We start from the raw sequence: 19,219 nt of genomic DNA, 5'->3' as shown, positions 1-19,219 counted from the left end.
TTATTAAATTCCACTCGCTAAACAAATTCCTTTAATGTCAGGTTCCTTGGAAGATTGGCAAAGGTTTCACAGCCGTTTTCTGTGATTCGAATCGACTCACTTACTTCAAAGCCATAATGATCAAGCCACAATCCTGGAATGAGGTGGAAAGTCATGTTTGGCTGCAAAATCGTTTTGTCCCCTTTTCGTATGCTCACTGTATGCTCGCCCCAATCCGGTGGATAATTCAGACCCATCGCATATCCTAGACGCGATTCTTTTACAAAGCCGCTTTTTTCAATCGTTTTTCTCCAAGTTTCTTCAATTTCTTCACAAGCAATACCTGGACGGATCATCTCCAAACAAGCATTGATCCCTTCGACGGCAACTTTTGAAAGGGTTTCCATTTCAGGCTTCGGTTTTCCAATCTGAACGGTCCGTGCCAATGGCGAATGGTATCTTTTATAGCAACCCGCTAATTCTAAAATAACAGCGTCCCCATCTTTATAACGGTCATCGGTCCAAGTTAAATGCGGAGTAGAAGTTTTTTCACCTGAAGGCAGCAAAGGAACAATGGAAGGATAATCACCGCCAAATTCCTCGGTTCCTGTGATTTGAGTATAGAAAATTTTTGCAGCCACGTCACACTCTCTGACACCCTCCTGAATCAACTCGATGCCAGCCTGCATTGCTTTTTCAACGATGATTGCAGCTTTTTTCATATATGCGATTTCAGCATCCGACTTTATGAGGCGCACCCAATTTACTAGTAAGGTGGCATCAGTAAAAGTGGCATTCACTAAACCTTTTTTCAGCTGTTCATAGCACTTAGCTGAAAAATAATAGTTTTCCATTTCAACACCAATGGAGCGATTATCATGACCAATTTCCCGTAAAATACTTGCGACAAAATCCATCGGATGTTTACTTTCCGATTGCACATATTCATCTGGATAAGGAATGATATTATCACGATAGAGCCATGTGGTTACCTTTGCTGCATTAGCATCCATTTCTCGCCCAATCCACATTGGTTGATCTTCATCAACGATTAGAACGAGCATCTGATGGACATAAAATGACCATCCATCATAGCCAGATAGGTAATTAATATTGGCTGGATCCGTGATAAGAAGGACATCAATTCCCTTTTGGATCATTCTCTCTTTTGTTTTGCGAATTCTTTCTTTATATTCAATAGTTGAAAATGACATTAGAAAATCCCCCCCATAATCGCTAGTTGTATTGTTTTATCATGATCGGTCAGATAGCTTAAAGCATACGACCTTTGGTTCGGTCATTTCCTGGATGGCAAACTTTATTCCTTCTCTGCCTAATCCAGATTTCTTCACTCCGCCAAACGGCATGGCATCAATTCGATAGTCACTGCTGTCATTGATCATAACGCCGCCAACATCCATTTGCGCAATCGCCTGGTGGGCATTTTCAATATTTTTAGTAAAAATCCCCGCTTGCAGACCAAAATCAACTCGGTTAGATTCTTGAATGGCATGGTCTAAATCCTGTACCGGATAAAGAAGAACAACCGGTCCAAAAATTTCTTCGTTAGCGATTCTACAATTTTCAGGAATATTGGTTAGGACAGTAGGAGTATAAAAAGCACCCTGTCGATGACCGCCCGTCAGTAGCTTGGCCCCTTTTTCAATAGCTTCATTCACTAAAGCTTCCACACGCTTCGCTTCTTTTTCATTAATTAGCGGACCCATATCCGTTTCTTGTACTTGTTTATCACCGATAATGTATTGCTCCGTACGAGTGACGAACTTTTTTTGAAAACTAGACATGATGCTCTCTTGAATATAGAGACGCTGCACACCAAGGCAATTCTGACCCGCTGCCCAAAACGCACCGGACACGTTTGATTCGACTGCTTCTTCTAGATCAGCATCCTCCAATACGATCACTGGGGAATTGGATCCAAGCTCCATACTAATTTTCTTTAACCCTGCTTTTCGAACGATGTTTTCCCCCGCTTCCAGTCCTCCGGTGAAGGAAATCATTCGTATGGCGGGATGGGTTACTAGAACATCCCCTATCTCATGCCCATAACCTGTTATGACGGATAAAACTTTCGGAGGAAGTCCTGCATGTGCAAAGGCTTCGGCAAGCAATAGGGCACTTAGTGGAGTCACCGTAGCTGGTTTCACGATAATCGCGTTACCAGATGCGATCGCTGGTCCTACTTTGTGTGCAACAAGGTTTAATGGATCATTAAACGGAGTGATTGCGCCAATAATACCAATTGGGAAGCGATAGTAATACCCGATTCGGTTTTCACTTCCTGGCATTTGATCAAAGGAGATCGTTTCACCATTAATTCTTCTTGCCTCTTCTGCACTGATTCTTAAGGTTTGTATACATCTAGTTGTTTCTTTGGTTGCTTCCCTGATTGTTTTACTGCCTTCTTTTGAGATGGTAACAGCAAATCTTTCTCGATGCATTTCAATATAATCCGCTGCTGCATTGAGGATTCTCATTCTCTCGTGGATGGGCATGGCTGCGGCAAGCTTTGCACCCTCCTTAGCTTCCTCAATACAGCGAATCATATCTTCAGCTGATGCAGCTGGAACGGTATCTATTAAGCTGTTATCTTGTGGATCACGCACTTCAATAATCTGGTCACGCCCCACCCATTCTCCACCAAGCAGCATCTTCTTTCCTGCCATTTGAACTGACATAATCATTCCCGCCCTTCTCTTATTAACGTTAATTAGTGACTCCTGAGAATTGTCCGGTTCCGTCTTGAGCATAGGGAAGTTCCATTCCTTACACAGTTACGGGTTTACGTTCACGGTTGATATTAATCAAGTCAATTAAAAGTGAAAATCCTGTTTCTGTTTTTCCGGCTCCCGCCCCGCTTAGTGTGACAGGTCCTAGTAAATCACACTCATATGTAATCGCATTGACTGCGCCGCCAATGGATGCTAAGGAATCCGTGATATCCACCTTTTCTGGTGCGATGGAAGCAATAATCGTTCCGTTTTCCTTTTTGACTTTAGCCAGCAGCTTCCATCGTTTTCCTTCTGCCTTTGCTTCTTCAATGTCGGTTAATGTAATCTCAGTAATTCCCTTGCAAGAAACATCTTCAACGCTTAACGGGATACCCATGACATAGTTCGCTAGAATGACAATTTTATATCTTGCATCATAACCTTCCACATCACTAGTTGGATCCGCTTCCGCATAGCCAAGCGCCTGTGCCTCTTTTAAGGCAGCTTCATAGGTGACACCTTCTTGTTCCATTTTCGTTAAGATATAATTGGTCGTACCATTTAGAATACCGCGAATTTCTTTAATTTCATTTCCAGCCAAAGTAACAATAGGCATTCTTAAAGATGGGGTCCCACTCATAACGGTGCCTTCAAATCCCCAATAAACACCATTCTTCTCAGCAATTTCTGATAGTTCCTTATAAGCAAGAGCTACCGGACCTTTATTTGTCATGACAACATTTTTTCCACTTTCAAATGCGGCTTTGCAATGATCTATCGCCGGCTGGCCAGTTTTTACATCGGTATATGACACTTCAATTATCGTATCTGCATTTGTACCAACAATCGTTTGCAGGCTGTTCCATCCAGTGATTAATCCTGGTGACTGCGGATAGTTTTCCAAATTCCCGGTTTCTTTTAAGGTTTTCAATACGACCTCTAAATCCAGACCATTGGGATGATAGATGGAACCTTTCAGAAAATCGGAAATAGCAACTACAGTTGCTTCAAAGCCTTCTTTTTGTTTCAATTCTTCTTTTTTATCAAGCAGAATTTCTGCTAACCCTTGACCAACTACACCAAATCCGATAAAAGCTAGTTTATGAGACATGTGCCTTTCCCTCCTTATTAACTGGTGAATTAGATTCATCTTTTAAAAAATGGACAGCAGTTTGTGCTAGAATAGCTGCACCCATCGCTAGGCTGTTTTCATCAATATCAAAGATGGGAGTATGTAAATCTCTTTTGATTCCATCCGCTGTGCCGCTTCCAAGGAAAAATAATGCTCCCGGTAACTTTTGTGTCACATAGCCGAAATCTTCACCGCCCATCCCAAAGGGACGCCTTACAATTTGGCACTCTGGATACATTTCTTCTATCGATTTTAATAAGTAACTGTTCACACGAGTATCATTGAATAAAGCCGGCTCTCCTCTTTCGACATCGAGCGTAAAACTTCCACCCAACGATTCAACCACAGAGAGAGCCTTATTTAATTCGGCACTCAATAAATCCCTGACCTCTGGTGTATAGCTGCGAATCGTTCCTGAGATATTCACTTCATTTGGGATAATATTGCTTGCCGTCCCCGCATGGATCTGACCAATACTGATGACTCCAGCTTCCAATGCTGGTATTTTACGAGCAACGATTCCATGCAATGCTTGCATGACAACCCCGAGCATCCAGATGGGATCCGTTCCAAGTTCTGGATAGGCGCCATGACCACCTGTTCCAAAAATTTTCGCCGAAAACACATCGACATTAGCCATGCTGTATCCATCGTTCACTTGTGCTGCCCCAACAGGAAGCCATGGGCACATATGAAGGGCAATCGCAGCATCTACTTGGTCATAAGCACCGGCTTGAACCATGTACGGCGAACCTGATAGGCCTTTGTCATCCGTACTTTCCTCAGCCGGTTGGAAAATAAATTTAATAGTTCCTTTCAACTCTTCCTTTTTAAATTTATTTGCAAGAAGATGGGCTGTACCAAGTAATATAGATGTGTGGGCATCATGACCACATGCATGCATGATTCCTTCATTTTCTGATTTAAAATGATGGGTGTTTTCTTCCTTAATTGGCAGTGCGTCCATATCCGCACGGATGGCAATCACAGGGCCCACGCCTTGCGTTAATGTGGCTACGACACTCGTTTCTACACCAATACCCGTTTCAACCTCTAATCCATCAATTTTCTTTAGCGTTTCAGCAACAAATTTTGAGGTCCCGAACTCTTGAAAACTGAGTTCGGGATGTTGATGAAACAGGCGCCGCCATTCAATAATCCTATCTGATAACTCGTTTGCTTGAACTACTGTAGGGTGATCGTAACGTTCCGGCATTAGTTGTTTTCCTCCTAAAACTGGATTGAAAGCTATTAAACCTTTAAAATACTTTCAACATGGTTGAAGGCCTGCTCGAAATCTGCAAGGATGTCTTCGATGTCTTCAATTCCACAAGAGATTCGAATGAGTCCTTCCGGAATTCCCATGGCTGCACGTTCTTCTGGTGTACATTCTACGTGGCTTGTTGTACGAGCCGGTCCAACTGTTGTTTCTACCGCACCTAAATTTGCTGCTCGGTTGGCATATTGTAATTTAGGAAGAAGGTCGCGAACGGTATCTACTCCACCCTTTACGGCAAAGCTAAGCATTCCGCCAAAGTTTTTCATTTGTTTCTTTGCAATATCATGGTTTGGATGTGTTTCAAGACCTGGATAATAAACTGCCTCGACCATTTCTTTTGTCTCCAAGTATTTTGCTAGGGTCATCGCATTTTCACATTGCTGGCGGACACGTAAATGAAGTGTTTTCATTCCGCGCAGGATAAGATAGGCTGCCATTGGATCCATTGTTGCTCCATTAATTTCACGGAAATGGTAGATTTTTTCAACCAGTTCGTGAGAACCACAAACGACACCGCCTAACGCGTCTGCATGTCCACCCAAAAACTTTGTCGCACTATGAATGACTAAATCCGCACCTAATGCGATTGGATTTTGGTTAATTGGAGTACCAAAGGTATTATCCACGACAACAAGCGCCCCTGCCGCTCGGCCTGCTTTTGCCATACGTTCAATATCGGTAATTTTCACGGTTGGATTTGTTGGTGTTTCCAAATATAAAATTTTACAGCCTTTGGCAACTTCACGTTCAATTTGGTCATGGTTTCCTGTTTCACATAGAGCCACTTCAATTTCTTGGCGCGGCAGGAACTCAGTAAAGATTTTATTTGTTCCGCCATATGTATCTTTAATTGATACAATGCGGTCACCAGGTACTAAAAAGGTAGAAAGTGTATTGCTGATCGCTGCCATCCCTGTTGAGAAACTTGTTGCAGCTTCTGCACCTTCAAGGATTTTGACTTTATCTTCAAATGCTTGAACAGTTGGATTTGTATTACGTCCATAGATATGACCTTTTTTCTTGCCAATTGCCACATCATACCATTCATCCATATCGTCATAGCCATAAGCGACACTTAATACAACTGGAACTTGTGTTGCGCCATGTACTAAATAATCTTTCTCTCCTGCCCATACTGATTGTGTTCCCATTTTTGGTTGTTTGTTTGTCATATTAACCACTCCTCAATTAGTTTTTTATTAGTAAATTGCTGCCCTCAATGTTTAATCCTAAATTTCTCTTCTTCATTTCTTGATAGCCAAACAAGGCAATCGCTGTATCCTGTACACCTGTACCTGTTAAATCACAAACTGTAATTTGTTCATCGCTTGTTCTTCCTTCCACCTGCAAGGAAGTAAGCTCACCCAATTCAATAATTTGCGAGTTCTCTGTAAGTACACCTCTCGCTAGTGCATGATGTAATTCCCCTAAACGGGCGCATTGAGCTTTTGTATCACAAACCAGCAGATCCGCTTTCGCCAATACCTCAGCTTCTAATTCTTGTTTATGTTCCGCATCCGAACCCATTGCTGTAATATGTAGTCCAGGATGGAGCCAGTCTGCTTTAATTAGCGGTTCTTTTGTCGGGGTTGTAGTAATCACGGTATCACTGTTTTTTACGACAGTTTCCGCATCAGGCACCGCTGTGATTTCAACTCCCAATTCTGCGGCCATTTCAGCTGCAAATGCTTGAGCGCGTTCCGCGGAGCGAGCATAAACCAATACTTTGCTAACATTCCTTACAAGACTTAACGACCTGAGTTGAAATCTTGCCTGGCTGCCGGCACCAATAACACCTACGGTTTCAATAGATTCTTTAGACAGATATTTAGCGGCTACTGCACCTGCTGCGGCAGTACGAACTTCGGTTAAGTACCCATTATCTAAAAGAATAGCTTCAGGTACACCAGTCTGTGTGCTGATTAAAATCATCATGCCGTTCCCGCTTGGTAAGCCTAGCTGATAATTATTAAAAAAGCCGGAAGAAATTTTAATCGCAAACATTTCTTTGTCCTTGATATAAGCTGATTTCACATCAACTTCGCCATTCTGTTCCTCAATGTCCACTCTCATGATTGGTGGCATGATCACTTCATTACTGGACAGTTTAGTAAAGGCATCCTCCACTACTTTTATTGCATCTTGATTGATTTGGACATATTGTTTTAATTCCTTTTCGGTAAAAATAAGCATCGGGTTGTTCACCTCCCCCACATTATTTCGTCATTTGATGCCCCTTTAGCGTCAAATCTCTGTTGACATTGGCAAATGTTTCGCATCCGGTTTCGGTAACCCGGACCGACTCACTTACTTCAAAACCGTAATGGTCCAACCATAATCCTGGTATAAGGTGAAAAGTCATATTTGGCTGCAGGATTGTTTTATCACCTTTTCGAATACTCATGGTGTGTTCGCCCCAATCAGGTGGATAATTCAGTCCCATTGAATATCCAAGTCGTGAATCTTTCACAAATCCACTTTTTTCAATGGTTTTTCTCCATGTTTCTTCAATTTCTTCACATGCAATGCCCGGGCGAATCATCTCCAAGCAAGCATTTATGCCTTCCACGGCAACACTTGAAAGGGTTTTCATTTCTTCCTTTGGTGTACCGATCTGAACGGTCCTTGCGAGCGGTGAATGATATCTTTTGTAACAGCCCGCAATTTCCAAAATCACTGCATCGCCATTTTTATATCGTTCATCTGTCCAAGTTAAATGGGGTGTCGACGTTTTTTCTCCGGATGGCAGGAGCGGTACGATGGAAGGATAATCCCCGCCAAACTCTTCTGTTCCAGTAATTTGTGTATAAAATATCTTGGCAGCTACATCACATTCTCTTACGCCTTCTTCAATCAAATCGATCCCTGCCTGCATTGCTTTTTCTACGATTTTTGCTGCCCGCTTCATGTATTCAATTTCTGTATCCGACTTGATTAGCCGAACCCAGTTGACTAATAAAGAAGCATCTAAAAAGGTGGCATTCGGTAATCCCTTTGTGAGCTGTTGATAACATTTGGCTGTGAAATAATAGTTTTCCATTTCTACGCCAATCGAGCGCTTTTCCTGGCCTAACTCTTTTAATCGATCGGCCACGAAATCCATAGGATGCAAGATGTCCGACTGAACATATTCATCTGGGTAAGGGATAATATTGTCGTGCGAGAGCCATGTCGTCACTTTTGCGCCATTGGCATCCTGACCCCGTCCAATCCATTTCGGTTCTTCTTCATCAATAATGAGGACAAGCATCTGGTGTACATAAAATGACCATCCATCATAGCCAGAAAGGTAATTTAAATTGGCTGGATCAGTAATTAGAAGAACATCAATTCCTTTTTGCATCATCCTTTCTTTTGTTTTACGGACTCTTTCTTTATATTCAGTTGTTAAGAATGACATATCCTCATTCACTCCTGTCTAACTTTAACTAAATTTTTTGAATATTTCTTTTATCTGGGTTCATTATACGAAATACCAATTATGTTTTTCATCTGACAGATTGTATGAACGTTCTTGTTCCTTTCTAGTCAAATTTGTCAAAATAACAAAAACCAGCTACCTCCATCCTTTAAATTCCGCAATTGTACGGCATGAAAGATAGGAGATAACTGGTTTATAAATCAGTTCCCTTTGTTTTCAAAGGTATACTTTTGTATTAATGTTTGTAATATAGAGAGATCCACATTTTGCCCACTTATTATTATAGCCACATCACCCTCATGGTGAGGGATTCTCTTTCCTAAAACTGCTGCAATTCCTGTTGCTGCTGCCCCTTCCATAATGATACGGTGTTTATCCATCATATAAGCCATACTATAGGCAATTTCATCTTCAGGAATCAGTAAGACATTATCCATATATTTCTGGACCATGTTGAATGTATATAGATTATCCAGTCCAATTCCACCTAGTAAACTATCTGCAAGTGTCTCGCTTTCGTCTAGAACGACTGGCTTGCCGGCCTTTAAGCTTTCATACATTACTGCAGATTTTTCCATAGAAACACCTGTTACCCGAAGATTCTTATCATTGGACTTTAAGGCCAAGCCAATTCCAGAGAGCAACCCGCCGCCGGAAAGCGGCACAATCACATCTGTTAAATGAGGAAGATCCTCCAACAATTCCAATCCTATCGTTCCTTGTCCTGCGATAACATGGGGATCATCAAAGGGCTCTATCACCGTTAATCCCTGCTCTTTTTCCAATTGATAGCAGCGAACTCCTGCGTCGTCTTGGCTGTCTCCGACGATTTCAATTTGAGCACCCAGCCTTTTTAGTGAGTCTACTTTTGCCTTGGGCACCCGATTGGAAATACAGACAACGGCATCAATTCCAATTTTCTTAGCAATGTACGCCACAGCCATCCCATGATTTCCTGTTGAAAACGTGGCAACCCCGCGTCTTTTTTCCTCTTCACTCAAACTTAGTATTTTATTAGCCGCCCCTCTCACTTTAAAGGCTCCTACCTCATGAACATTTTCCAACTTTAAATAAACATTACGACCGATTTTTTCTGATAGAATCGAAGAATGGATGATTGGCGTTTTGTTAATAATCGGGCTTATTCGTTTTCGGGCCGCCCACACATCGCGAATGTCCATCTCTTTGACTTCTTTTATCTGTTTAGTAAAATTCATACTTACTCCTCCCCTGAACCTAAACATTTATTTATATTTTAGATACTAAATCCATCTATTAGAGATTTCCATTGTCAAAACTGACTATACTGTTAGTATGCTTTTCATACAATTTTAACGATAAACGATTAACTTCCATCTAAAAAAGCCAGCAAGGCTGCTGGCTTTCTTAGTATTCCCAAAGTATTAACTCCCCATTTTCCATGTCTTTATGCTTAAATCTAATAAAAACAAATCATCAGGATCGACAAGTGAAAGACCCGTTAATTCTTCAATCTTCCGTAAACGGTAGAGTAAAGATTGTCTATGTAAAAATAATGCCCTAGCGGTTTGACTTACATTCCCTTGATATTGGTTATATGTGCTAATCGTTTCTATTAAGTCAAGATTCCGCTGTATATTATATTCTACTAGAGGCTCGATGGTGGACATAATGATTTCTTTCATATCAGGATTTTGAAAAAGATTTAACAGGAGACGGTCGACACGGGTATTTTCATACATAACCCGATGACCAATCCCTTTTTTATTCCTGCCGATATTTAAGGCAATTTTCGCATTTTGATAACTTTCTTTAAAACCGGATATGTCCTCATTATAATTACCGATCCCCCAAGAAATAACGACGTTGGGCAGCAAATTCTTCATTCGACGATCTACAAGATCTAAAAAGTTCGTAATACTTTCATTCTTATTATCTAGTGAAATTTCAAGAAAAACCAACAGTTTCTCCTCATAATAGGTAATCATTACTTCTTTATTTAATGCTTGTGCCGCATAGAATATTTCTTCTTTTATGTAATGGATCATGCTATCAGCCCATTGTTGATAAGCAGCTTTGGCTAATTTCCTTTTTTTAAAAATTTCTTTTAAATTTTCTGGAGCTCCAATTATGCATAGATATGGGAGTTTCAAATTATAGCCAATAATTTCAGCCCTTGAATTTGCTTGCTCCCAGGAATTAAATTCTCCATTAATTAGCTCGTTAATAAAAGAAGCATGGAGTTTTATTTTTGTTTCTTCTACTGCATTTTTCCTTGAGAACCATAGAGCTATTGTTGTCGCAGCATGCTCGAGGACATTGACTGTATTTTGTGTTAAAAAACAATCCAAATTTATATCAGACGACAATATGACAAACAGATAATTTTGTGTATTTTCTGAAACTTGAATAACAGGCAGTTGTACAATGCAATGCTCTTCTATATTAATCAATTGAATTTTCTGAATCATAGGGTCATGTGAAGATAAGGACACCGTCTTCAGAGCAGGGATGATTCCTTTAACAACATACCTCTTCCAGTTTTCCAATAAATTCGGTATCTCTTTACTTTGGGCATGAATGGTACCAGTTTGATCAGTGATAATAACAGGAAATCCTAGGTGCTCATGTAAATAGGTTGATATACATGCAAGGTCTGCCTCTTTTAAAATTAAATTTAAAAGATCCTGCTGAACTTTTTCTGATTTCCGATTTTCTTCGTTAGAGACATGATTTAACCTCAACATGACCGCTTCAATTAGACTCGAAAAACGGACTTCCCATGGTATTTCAATAATTATAAAATTATTCTTTTCGGCCATTTCAATGACTTCTCTCGGGATTTCATAAATATGCCGTCCTAATGCAACAGCTAGTGCGGATGCTTCGGAATCCATGATATCTTTAACAAATTTTTCAAATTCCTCAAGATTATGGCCACAACCTATCGCTGTAGTTAAAACAAATTCATTCTTTCGGACAAAGTTCTCAACCGGCATTTCGATAGCAGATACCCATTTAACATCGGTTTTGTTAATAAGTTTTGCCCCAGATAACACTTTAGCGTCTTTCATAATTTCTAATTGTAAAATATCGAATATTTGTAAACTCACCGAATCCCTCCTGGATGATGTTCTCAATCTTTAGTAACTATTCCTCATTACATCGTTGGATTTATCTGAGGGACAATGGATTGTTTATCGAAAAAACTATTTCAAAATAATCTTATATATATATTAAGAATAGTTTTATACTTAAGTAATATTTTAGCAAATCCGTACTATTCAGTAAATTAGGTAAATAGATGTATTTTACAATTCTCTTATAAAAAAGTAAAAAAAGGGCAGTTCCCTACTACCGATTGCTAGCAGGGACTGACCTTTATTCCGTAACCAAAAATTTTTCCATCTCTATCATTTTTTTTAGATATTCATATTCATTATTTTCGAGAATATCGATCTCATTGTTTGTGGCCAATAGAATTTGATTGCGGCACTTGGATATTCTTTGAATCATCGGGTGAATCGTTAGGCTGGATAAATTAACAAAATCGTATACGTCTGTTAAACAAACCGGCAATTTATAGCCCTTGTTGCTGCTGGCAATTAACAGACCGCTATCCCGGAGCTTGGAGACGATGTTCGACCTGAAGAAATGGTGATTGATTTTGTTCACGCGAATAGCATTAAGATTATCGAGAATTTCTTGCGTGTAGACATATTCATTTGGGTTTTCTCGCAGATTAAATAGCAAAAACTTGAGAAAATCAATTCTAATTTTTTCATCTAAGTCTTCATTGTTTTTATTTTTCTCTAGGTAATGAATGGTTAAATTCACCGATTGTTGAAAAATAACCTCATCAAACTGAGAGTCTTGATTCCTTGATTTGTAATCATGCAAATAATTTTTATAGTTCTGCGGCCATAAATTCATTGCAATGATTTTCTTTTTAATGATTTTATGAAAATGTGGATAATGCTCCGAATACTGGGGTTGATCATACCCTTTTGCAATCGTCCCAGCGATTATATTAGCCAATTGAAGGAGAATCTCTGATGAATTGTTGTTAAATCCAAAGGTGGAGTAATTAAATAGATCGGGAATACTTTTTTCGATGATATAGGTTTTAAATTCAGTCATGAATTCTTTCGATCCCTGTTCAACCAAAACAAGATCGAGCTGATCAAAGGTTCTTTGTAAGTCATCATATATCAACCGATTCATGTATTTAATAAACGTCTTTTCAAACATGATGCCGCTCTCTTCTCTAATTTTCCTTTTGTCGACGATGTAGGCATAGATATTAAACGGCAGATCCCTCAATTCATTTAATAGTTGAATTCTTACATGGGGGCTGTCGATTTTGTCTGATTGCATAACTTCGGTTGAAAAATATTTTTGTCGAACCTGCTCAACTTCTTGTTCTAACCACTCTTTACTAGATTCTTTTGCTAGAATAGCTACGATAATAAAGTGGGTTGAGACTTCATTATTTTCAAAATCAAAACTATAATCACCTGATTCATCGATAAACGCTAATTGGATATCGTTCATTCTCCCACCTCACCCCAAAATTCTTATTTTCTTAATTCAACAAAATAGGTGCTAAAACCTTCCAAAAGTTATTTTTCACCTGATAAATCTCATCATTAACATGATAAACCGCATGTACAACGGTCTTTTCCAAACACAATCGAATAGGCAGAAGGAAATTCTTGATTTACCCGCTGGACCTCACGGGCAAATTCGACTTCATTTTTAGGAACTTGGGATAAGGAATCCGCCTTTTTCTGCGAATCAATATGAGCTCCGGGTGGGACAAAGCTGCCCGGTTTAAGTGTCACACCACCGGTAACAATCGCTCCGGAGGCAATGAAACTGCCCTCACCAATCCTGGCATGATAAACGATAGACTTAAATCCAATAAATACCTTTTGATCAATCTGACAAGGACCATGAATCAACGCCCCGTGGGCACAGGATACCTCGTCCCCAATATAAATCGAGTATTTCTTGTGATTAATCTCTATCTGTTTGTTTTTTAAGCCATGCAGGATCACACCATCCTGTAAATTACAGTTGCTTCCGATATAAAATGGCGTCCCTTCATCTGCACGGATACTGACAAATGGGGCAATAAACGTATTACTGCGAATCGTGACATCGCCGACAATATAGGTGAACGGACTTAAAAAGACGGTTTTATTGATTTTTGGAAAAATGGGGGTTGGATTTGTTGATGTTGGAGGGTTTGCTCCGACATAGTAACTATACATATTAAAAGCACCATTTACATTATTGCGATAGTACCACAAAATACATTCCCCTTTCTGAGCATTGATTTCTTATTGATCTCATACTACATATACGTAAGATAATAAGATTCATACCCATAATAGGGCCTTCCGTTCAACAAAAAGGCAGTGATCCCCAAATCACTGCCCTTTTCACGTTATTCTTTTGTTAGGTTCACAGATTGTTCGTCCTGCTTACCCCTTTCTTTTTCTAACTGCTCCATCCGTGCATCAATTGTGCTGTGGAAAAAGGAGTGGTTCACCTTTTGTTCTAATCGTTCCAGATAGTTTTCAATGTCCTTAAACTTGGAAGAAAATTGGTCCGGGACAGAACTGGATTCTGCAACTTGATTGATTTTGAGATTAGCCCGTGTGATATTTTCGCGTCCCATTAATTCCATCCGGCGCAGATGCATGTCTTTTAACTTATGTTTCATTTCATCGTGCTTTCTTTCTAATTCACTTAACTGCTCCGAAACTTGCGCAAGCGATGTCTTCAGACGTTCTGCACGCTCAGTATATTGCTGATGCTCTTTTGCTGCAAATTGGTAGAGTTCTGTTTCACCAGCGGTTGAAGCAATATCTGCTTGGTACTTCCTTTTTTCCGCTCGCTCTATTGCCTGATGATATTCTCGCGTAAATTCTTCCTGCAAACTTGCTTGGCGTTCGACTAGTTTACCAACATTTTCTGTCTCTTGCTCACACTCACGAAGATATTGATTAAGCAAAGCGATTGGACTTTGTTTTTCCTTGTGTTGACGCGTTTCATTCAAATCAGCAATAATGAGATCTTTAATTTTAGTCAATAAGTTAGCCATTTTCATTTTCCCCTTTGATTATTATTTTTTTGGCTGTGTTAAACTTGTCTGTTGATTTCCGTTTCAGGCACTTTGCTTTCCGCGGGCGTGCCGGGGAGCCTCCTCGTCGCTTTGCTCCTGCGGGGTCTCCCCTGCCCCGTACTCCCGCAGGAGTCTTCGTGCCTTCCACTCCAAACAACAGAGTACCAAAATAAACATTAACCTTTAACACAGTTATTTGTTTAATTCATTCCATTGTTTATCAAAATTTTCAAATGGATCGGACTCTTTGTTCACTGGTGGCTTTTTATTTTTATTCCATTGTTTATAAACAAGAAATAGTACATAAGCTGCCCCTACCCCGATAAGAGCTGGGATATGGTGGATGGTTGCTGATAAGACAATTAAGCCGATGATGATTAACCCCACTTTCCACCCTGTAGATTCCGCCTTCAAAAACTGTTTATAAATGAAGTAAAGAATCGCTAAGCTGACAACTAACCCTACCATTGGTCCAATGGTTTTTAGTAAAATAAATGCTGCAATTACACCCACCAACAGCAAACCAAATTTTTTCATGCTATTATCCTCCTTCGTTTCACTTAACTTTTCATAACTTTATCTTGATTTCATCTTACCTTTTTTCATAGTGTTTCATAATTGCGCTTTAGCTTGATTTTTCACTACGACTTAAGACGTAGATGTTAACGGACTACAATTAGTGGTACAAAAAAAAAACACTAATCTTACCTTGGAAGTGAGTGTGAGCTTCTATTGATTTTCTATGTATTTTAGTACTAAAGCATAGTCTTTTAAAAAATTGAAGAGTCAAACTTTTCTTTCTGCAACTTTTTGATATAATTAAAATATTACCAGTCCGACCAAATAATGGTGTAATACTAAAAAGCATTTGCCAATAGGTAGATTCTTTTTTATATAATCCATTTCAGGAGGTTATCTATGTATAATATTAAGAACAAGGAAAAGCTATTCATTTACACAGGTCCAGATGGTTCAGGAAGAAAAACAGTTGCCAAAATGGTAGCGACCGCTTTTGACATGGAGACAGTCATCTCCTACACGACTCGCTCTCCTCGTCACTATGAAAAGAATGGGGAAGACTACCATTTTATTAATGAAGACACATTCAAAAAAATGGAAGAAAATCAGGAGTTTCTTGAATGTGTAGAAATCGATGGTATCCATTATGGTATTCGCGAAGAGGACATTGTTAAAGCATTCGAATCCCACAACCTCGTATACCTCACATTAAATCCCGAAGGAACCGAAAAATTAAAACAAATGTACGGTGATCGTGTCATGCGCTTTTTCATCTATGCCGACCGTGATACGGTTATTGAAAGACAGAAAGTACGACAAGATAATGATCAAGACATTGCTCGCCACATGGCCCATTATGATGAAACCATGAACTACAAAAATAGCTGTGAACACGCCTTTGAAAATTATGATTCGCCGCAGATTTCCTTTCAAGTTAGCGAAGTCATTGAGGATTTTCTTGAGAGAGGCTTTATCGTTACCGATTATTAAATAAAAAGAAAGGTGTCAGTGCTTGGTCGGTGCCTGACACCTTTCCTTTTTACTTGCTTTGTTAATTTTTCAAGTTCATTAAATACCGCTTCATTATCTTCTATTTTGTCCGCTTTAAATGAGGTGTTTATGTAGGTTATTACGCCATTTTTATTTACTACGAAAACTGAACGAATAACGAATCGCTGTTCCGCCTTTTTCGTTTAACACAAAGTAACTTTTTACCGTTTCTTTAGCCCAAGCCTCATTTATTTCCCTTTTTTGCTGGTTGGGTCTTGAATCGGTACATGCATTGGCCGTTCAGGATAGGTACCCTTTCCTACATCTGGTCCAGTAAGATCATTTCTTTGATCTAGAACTTTCCCGGAATACTCAATTGGATTATTCTTCGGCATTTTCTCACCTCCTATTGATAACCTCCATTAACTCCCTTAGCTTTTCTTATTTTGCAATTTAAGTTTCTGCTCGGCTTCACTCATATTCGGATTGCTTCGGGGCCGGCTTTTGTTTAACGCCTTTTTTAATTCAATTGCAGCATCATCGCCTGTATTGTATTTTTGGTCCATTTTGTTCCCTCCTTTTGGTTTTATTATGAACCTAATCAGAAGGTTCATTCCCTGATCTAATGACATGCCAAATGAAAAGAACACTGAAAAACAAATTACCTTTGTTTTTCAGAGTTCTTGTTTGGTTAATACATCAATCTACTCCTGCAATTTAACTTTTACCTTCTTTTGTCGCTTTCCATCCCCTTCTGTCTGAGGGTCATTTTTTATAAAAAAGGAAAGAATGAGGGCTAATAGTGACAGGATGGATATGACCATAAACGCGACATTGGCTCCATACATATCTGGATTGGAAATCTCTGGGCGTGTCTGGGCATTTTCCGCTGTGGTCGTCATAACCGTGACAAGGATTGCAGTACCAACAGAGGCAGCGATCATTTTCATCGTATTATCCACGGCGGCTCCATGGGGGATTAATTGTTTGGGTAACTGGTTCAAGGCAGATGTTGCAACCGGCATCATTACCATCGAAAAGCCAAACATTCTGACCCCGTATAAAACAGTAATATAGGTCATTGTCGTCGAAGGACCCAAATTCGTAAAAGCAAACGAAGATGCAGTCATAATTGTTAAACCAATCATTACTAACCATCTCGCGCCGATTTTATCAAACACTCTCCCAATAATTGGTGCCATCAATCCACTGATTAGCGCACCAGGTAATAGTGCGATGCCTGCCTCCACAGCCGTAAATTCGCGCATCCGCTGCATAAATAAAGGGATAATTGTTTCTGCCCCAATCAATCCCATAAAGCCAATCATACCAATGATAATGGCAAATGGGAAAACGGAATACTTAAATACACCGAATTCAAGCATGGGATGTTTAAGCCTTAACTGCCTGGTAATAAACAGAAGCAGTGACAATCCACCAATTCCTAACGTTAAGAGCGTGGTCGGGTTTGCCCATCCATAATTTCCTGCACAAGTAAAACCATACAGCAAGCCGCCAAAACCTAGTGTAGATAACACGATAGAAATAACATCCATTTTTGGTTTTGATACCTCAGTTACATTTTTTAAAGCAAAGAAAGCAACAAGAATATCTATAAGAGCAATTGGCAATATGATAAAAAACAGGACTCGCCATGAAAATTGTGAGGTCACCCATCCTGACAGTGCCGGACCAATTGCCGGCGCAAAGGATATGACTAGACCGACCAGCCCCATGGCGGCACCCCGTTTATTGACTGGAAAAATCATCAGAAATACCGTTGTCATTAAGGGAAGCATAATCCCTGCCCCGCCAGATTGGATAATCCTTCCTAATAGAAGTAGTTCAAAATTAGGTGCAACTCCGCCTACAAGGGTTCCAACAGCAAAAATACTCATCGCCGTAAGAAACAACTGCCTTGTTGTAAACCGCTCTAATAGAAATGCACTAATCGGAATCATGATTCCATTAACTAACATGAAAACGGTTGTCAGCCATTGTGCACTGTTAGCGGTTATATTCATTTCTTCCATAATTGGAGGTATCGCTGTAATCATCAAAGTTTGATTTAAAATAGCAATAAAAGTTCCTGCAAGCAAAAGCGCAACAATCGTCGACTGCTTATTATTTGTAATCGCCATCTATCCATCCCCCGTTCCCTTTTATTTCTTTATGATGGTGAGCTCCACCATTAGCCTTTGAAAAAAACGTACTTTTACAGATTAACTGATTTATCCATAAAGTGCCAATTAAATGCTCTTTGTTTTTAGCTGCCATCTATTACACCCCTGCCACAAAAAAGAGCCCTTTCCCCACTAAGGGAAAGAACTCCTAATTTACGCTTACTTCTTAATTTTGTAATTTTTATGGTTGACTATGGTTGTCAGAGGCTCATCTTTCTCCTTCGAGAATCCATATTGGACCATAACAGAATTTTCCCTTATCCCAGAAACGACACCTTCAAGGTTTTTTCCATCCCGTTGAAAGGAAATTGTATCGCCTAACTTAGCCGTTGCCATTCCATCACCTCGACAATATCGTATCCATAAATTCCCGAAAACATACTTTTCAAATGATGGATTATTGCAAGAAAACAAGAATTTGCATGTTCAGGAGGCTATGTTATTTTTTATGAAACCACTAATGTGCCATCGTACCCGCTAAGATCATATCGTTAATGGTCTTTCTAAACCCCCATATAATATCAGATAACATCTCCAGGTCAATATCAACTTCTTTAATGTCCCAATAATTTTCATTTTTTCGGTGGTAAGTAAAATTTCCTTCTGGATACTTCATAATCGTAAGTGTACCTTTTGGACTTAACGTGTTTAATGTAAGATAATACTTCGTACCATCCTGGTGAGCATATCTCTCAAAGTCATGAAGAAATCCAGTTATTTCACTAATTCTCAATATCATCACAATTCACTCCCGATCTCTTATTCTTAAAACAATCTGTGAAAAAGTAACGTGAGGAATGGGACAGTACACTTCACCAATAAGGTTATTGTATTGATTATAGAAGGAAAAAAATGTTATATCAACTAAAATG

The 19,219-nt window shown here is 39.5% G+C and carries 21 protein-coding genes; 1 reads left to right on the top strand and 20 read right to left on the bottom strand.

Annotated elements, in window-relative coordinates:
• Positions 1-17 precede the first annotated feature (17 nt).
• The 14 genes from M3610_RS24625 to M3610_RS24560 all read right to left on the bottom strand — a co-directional run bounded on the left by M3610_RS24625 (position 18) and on the right by M3610_RS24560 (position 15,192).
• Positions 18-1,193, bottom strand: a complete 1,176-nt coding sequence (locus M3610_RS24625; protein WP_251463229.1) for a M24 family metallopeptidase — start codon at positions 1,191-1,193, stop codon at positions 18-20.
• A 39-nt stretch (positions 1,194-1,232) separates the two neighbouring features.
• Positions 1,233-2,678 (bottom strand): aldehyde dehydrogenase family protein, encoded by a 1,446-nt coding sequence (locus tag M3610_RS24620; RefSeq protein ID WP_251463228.1) that lies wholly within the window; start codon positions 2,676-2,678, stop codon positions 1,233-1,235.
• An 88-nt stretch (positions 2,679-2,766) separates the two neighbouring features.
• Complete coding sequence (locus M3610_RS24615; RefSeq protein WP_098573072.1) at positions 2,767-3,822, bottom strand: homoserine dehydrogenase; 1,056 nt, start codon at positions 3,820-3,822, stop codon at positions 2,767-2,769.
• Positions 3,812-5,059: a M20 metallopeptidase family protein gene (locus M3610_RS24610; protein ID WP_098573070.1), complete on the bottom strand. Its 1,248-nt coding sequence runs from the start codon at positions 5,057-5,059 to the stop codon at positions 3,812-3,814. The genes M3610_RS24615 and M3610_RS24610 overlap by 11 nt, the downstream gene beginning before the upstream one ends.
• Before the next feature lie 35 nt (positions 5,060-5,094).
• Complete coding sequence (locus tag M3610_RS24605) at positions 5,095-6,294, bottom strand: cystathionine gamma-synthase family protein (RefSeq protein WP_251463227.1); 1,200 nt, start codon at positions 6,292-6,294, stop codon at positions 5,095-5,097.
• Between the two features lie 16 nt (positions 6,295-6,310).
• Positions 6,311-7,315, bottom strand: a complete 1,005-nt coding sequence (locus M3610_RS24600; protein ID WP_251463226.1) for a cyclodeaminase — start codon at positions 7,313-7,315, stop codon at positions 6,311-6,313.
• 22 nt (positions 7,316-7,337) lie between these two features.
• Positions 7,338-8,522, bottom strand: coding sequence for a M24 family metallopeptidase (locus M3610_RS24595; protein ID WP_251463225.1), 1,185 nt, complete (start codon positions 8,520-8,522; stop codon positions 7,338-7,340).
• A gap of 221 nt (positions 8,523-8,743) precedes the next feature.
• Positions 8,744-9,760: a hydroxyectoine utilization dehydratase EutB gene (eutB, locus tag M3610_RS24590; RefSeq protein WP_251463224.1), complete on the bottom strand. Its 1,017-nt coding sequence runs from the start codon at positions 9,758-9,760 to the stop codon at positions 8,744-8,746.
• Positions 9,761-9,946: 186 nt separating this feature from the next.
• Entirely contained in the window at positions 9,947-11,635 is a 1,689-nt protein-coding gene (locus M3610_RS24585; RefSeq protein ID WP_251463223.1) for a PucR family transcriptional regulator, read from the bottom strand.
• 268 nt (positions 11,636-11,903) lie between these two features.
• A complete protein-coding gene (locus M3610_RS24580) occupies positions 11,904-13,076 on the bottom strand; it encodes a DUF3800 domain-containing protein (RefSeq protein WP_251463222.1) in 1,173 nt (390 codons plus the stop codon).
• Between the two features lie 95 nt (positions 13,077-13,171).
• Positions 13,172-13,837 carry an LbetaH domain-containing protein gene (locus tag M3610_RS24575; RefSeq protein WP_311315854.1) on the bottom strand — a complete coding sequence of 222 codons (666 nt, stop codon included), beginning with the start codon at positions 13,835-13,837 and terminating at the stop codon, positions 13,172-13,174.
• A gap of 137 nt (positions 13,838-13,974) precedes the next feature.
• Entirely contained in the window at positions 13,975-14,634 is a 660-nt protein-coding gene (locus M3610_RS24570) for a PspA/IM30 family protein (RefSeq protein WP_251463221.1), read from the bottom strand.
• A complete protein-coding gene (locus tag M3610_RS24565) occupies positions 14,627-14,845 on the bottom strand; it encodes a hypothetical protein (RefSeq protein ID WP_251463220.1) in 219 nt (72 codons plus the stop codon). Before M3610_RS24565 ends, M3610_RS24570 begins: the two co-directional genes overlap by 8 nt.
• Positions 14,846-14,847: 2 nt before the next feature.
• Positions 14,848-15,192, bottom strand: coding sequence for a lmo0954 family membrane protein (locus M3610_RS24560; protein WP_251463219.1), 345 nt, complete (start codon positions 15,190-15,192; stop codon positions 14,848-14,850).
• 381 nt (positions 15,193-15,573) lie between these two features.
• On the opposite strand from M3610_RS24560, the gene M3610_RS24555 reads away from it, so the two are divergent.
• Positions 15,574-16,164 carry a guanylate kinase gene (locus M3610_RS24555; RefSeq protein WP_251463218.1) on the top strand — a complete coding sequence of 197 codons (591 nt, stop codon included), beginning with the start codon at positions 15,574-15,576 and terminating at the stop codon, positions 16,162-16,164.
• A gap of 248 nt (positions 16,165-16,412) precedes the next feature.
• On the opposite strand, the gene M3610_RS24550 is transcribed toward M3610_RS24555, so the two are convergent.
• The 6 genes from M3610_RS24550 to M3610_RS24530 all read right to left on the bottom strand — a co-directional run bounded on the left by M3610_RS24550 (position 16,413) and on the right by M3610_RS24530 (position 19,086).
• On the bottom strand, positions 16,413-16,559 hold the full coding sequence (locus M3610_RS24550) for a hypothetical protein (RefSeq protein WP_251463217.1): 147 nt from the start codon (positions 16,557-16,559) through the stop codon (positions 16,413-16,415).
• 36 nt (positions 16,560-16,595) lie between these two features.
• Positions 16,596-16,730 carry a hypothetical protein gene (locus tag M3610_RS28115; RefSeq protein WP_257148630.1) on the bottom strand — a complete coding sequence of 45 codons (135 nt, stop codon included), beginning with the start codon at positions 16,728-16,730 and terminating at the stop codon, positions 16,596-16,598.
• Positions 16,731-16,868: 138 nt separating this feature from the next.
• Complete coding sequence (locus tag M3610_RS24545; protein ID WP_098576477.1) at positions 16,869-18,305, bottom strand: MDR family MFS transporter; 1,437 nt, start codon at positions 18,303-18,305, stop codon at positions 16,869-16,871.
• Positions 18,289-18,441 carry a hypothetical protein gene (locus tag M3610_RS24540; protein ID WP_251463216.1) on the bottom strand — a complete coding sequence of 51 codons (153 nt, stop codon included), beginning with the start codon at positions 18,439-18,441 and terminating at the stop codon, positions 18,289-18,291. Before M3610_RS24540 ends, M3610_RS24545 begins: the two co-directional genes overlap by 17 nt.
• A 65-nt stretch (positions 18,442-18,506) precedes the next feature.
• Positions 18,507-18,683 carry a DUF2187 family protein gene (locus M3610_RS24535; RefSeq protein WP_251463215.1) on the bottom strand — a complete coding sequence of 59 codons (177 nt, stop codon included), beginning with the start codon at positions 18,681-18,683 and terminating at the stop codon, positions 18,507-18,509.
• Positions 18,684-18,804: 121 nt separating this feature from the next.
• Positions 18,805-19,086, bottom strand: coding sequence for a hypothetical protein (locus tag M3610_RS24530; protein ID WP_251463214.1), 282 nt, complete (start codon positions 19,084-19,086; stop codon positions 18,805-18,807).
• Positions 19,087-19,219 lie beyond the last annotated feature (133 nt).

The organism is Neobacillus sp. MER 74, assembly GCF_023714155.1.
Note: the sequence above shows the minus strand (reverse complement) of the source record. Positions and strands in the feature narration are given on the sequence as shown.

Bases quoted from the DNA above. Each gene is read 5' to 3' on its own strand.
- M3610_RS24625 (WP_251463229.1), bottom strand. From the start codon at position 1,193: ATGTCATTTTCAACTATTGAATATAAAGAAAGAATTCGCAAAACAAAA.
- M3610_RS24620 (WP_251463228.1), bottom strand. From the start codon at position 2,678: ATGTCAGTTCAAATGGCAGGAAAGAAGATGCTGCTTGGTGGAGAATGG.
- M3610_RS24615 (WP_098573072.1), bottom strand. From the start codon at position 3,822: ATGTCTCATAAACTAGCTTTTATCGGATTTGGTGTAGTTGGTCAAGGG.
- M3610_RS24610 (WP_098573070.1), bottom strand. From the start codon at position 5,059: ATGCCGGAACGTTACGATCACCCTACAGTAGTTCAAGCAAACGAGTTA.
- M3610_RS24605 (WP_251463227.1), bottom strand. From the start codon at position 6,294: ATGACAAACAAACAACCAAAAATGGGAACACAATCAGTATGGGCAGGA.
- M3610_RS24600 (WP_251463226.1), bottom strand. From the start codon at position 7,315: ATGCTTATTTTTACCGAAAAGGAATTAAAACAATATGTCCAAATCAAT.
- M3610_RS24595 (WP_251463225.1), bottom strand. From the start codon at position 8,522: ATGTCATTCTTAACAACTGAATATAAAGAAAGAGTCCGTAAAACAAAA.
- eutB (WP_251463224.1), bottom strand. From the start codon at position 9,760: ATGAATTTTACTAAACAGATAAAAGAAGTCAAAGAGATGGACATTCGC.
- M3610_RS24580 (WP_251463222.1), bottom strand. From the start codon at position 13,076: ATGAACGATATCCAATTAGCGTTTATCGATGAATCAGGTGATTATAGT.
- M3610_RS24570 (WP_251463221.1), bottom strand. From the start codon at position 14,634: ATGGCTAACTTATTGACTAAAATTAAAGATCTCATTATTGCTGATTTG.
- M3610_RS24560 (WP_251463219.1), bottom strand. From the start codon at position 15,192: ATGAAAAAATTTGGTTTGCTGTTGGTGGGTGTAATTGCAGCATTTATT.
- M3610_RS24555 (WP_251463218.1), top strand. From the start codon at position 15,574: ATGTATAATATTAAGAACAAGGAAAAGCTATTCATTTACACAGGTCCA.
- M3610_RS24550 (WP_251463217.1), bottom strand. From the start codon at position 16,559: ATGCCGAAGAATAATCCAATTGAGTATTCCGGGAAAGTTCTAGATCAA.
- M3610_RS28115 (WP_257148630.1), bottom strand. From the start codon at position 16,730: ATGGACCAAAAATACAATACAGGCGATGATGCTGCAATTGAATTAAAA.
- M3610_RS24545 (WP_098576477.1), bottom strand. From the start codon at position 18,305: ATGGCGATTACAAATAATAAGCAGTCGACGATTGTTGCGCTTTTGCTT.
- M3610_RS24540 (WP_251463216.1), bottom strand. From the start codon at position 18,441: ATGGCAGCTAAAAACAAAGAGCATTTAATTGGCACTTTATGGATAAAT.
- M3610_RS24535 (WP_251463215.1), bottom strand. From the start codon at position 18,683: ATGGCAACGGCTAAGTTAGGCGATACAATTTCCTTTCAACGGGATGGA.
- M3610_RS24530 (WP_251463214.1), bottom strand. From the start codon at position 19,086: ATGATATTGAGAATTAGTGAAATAACTGGATTTCTTCATGACTTTGAG.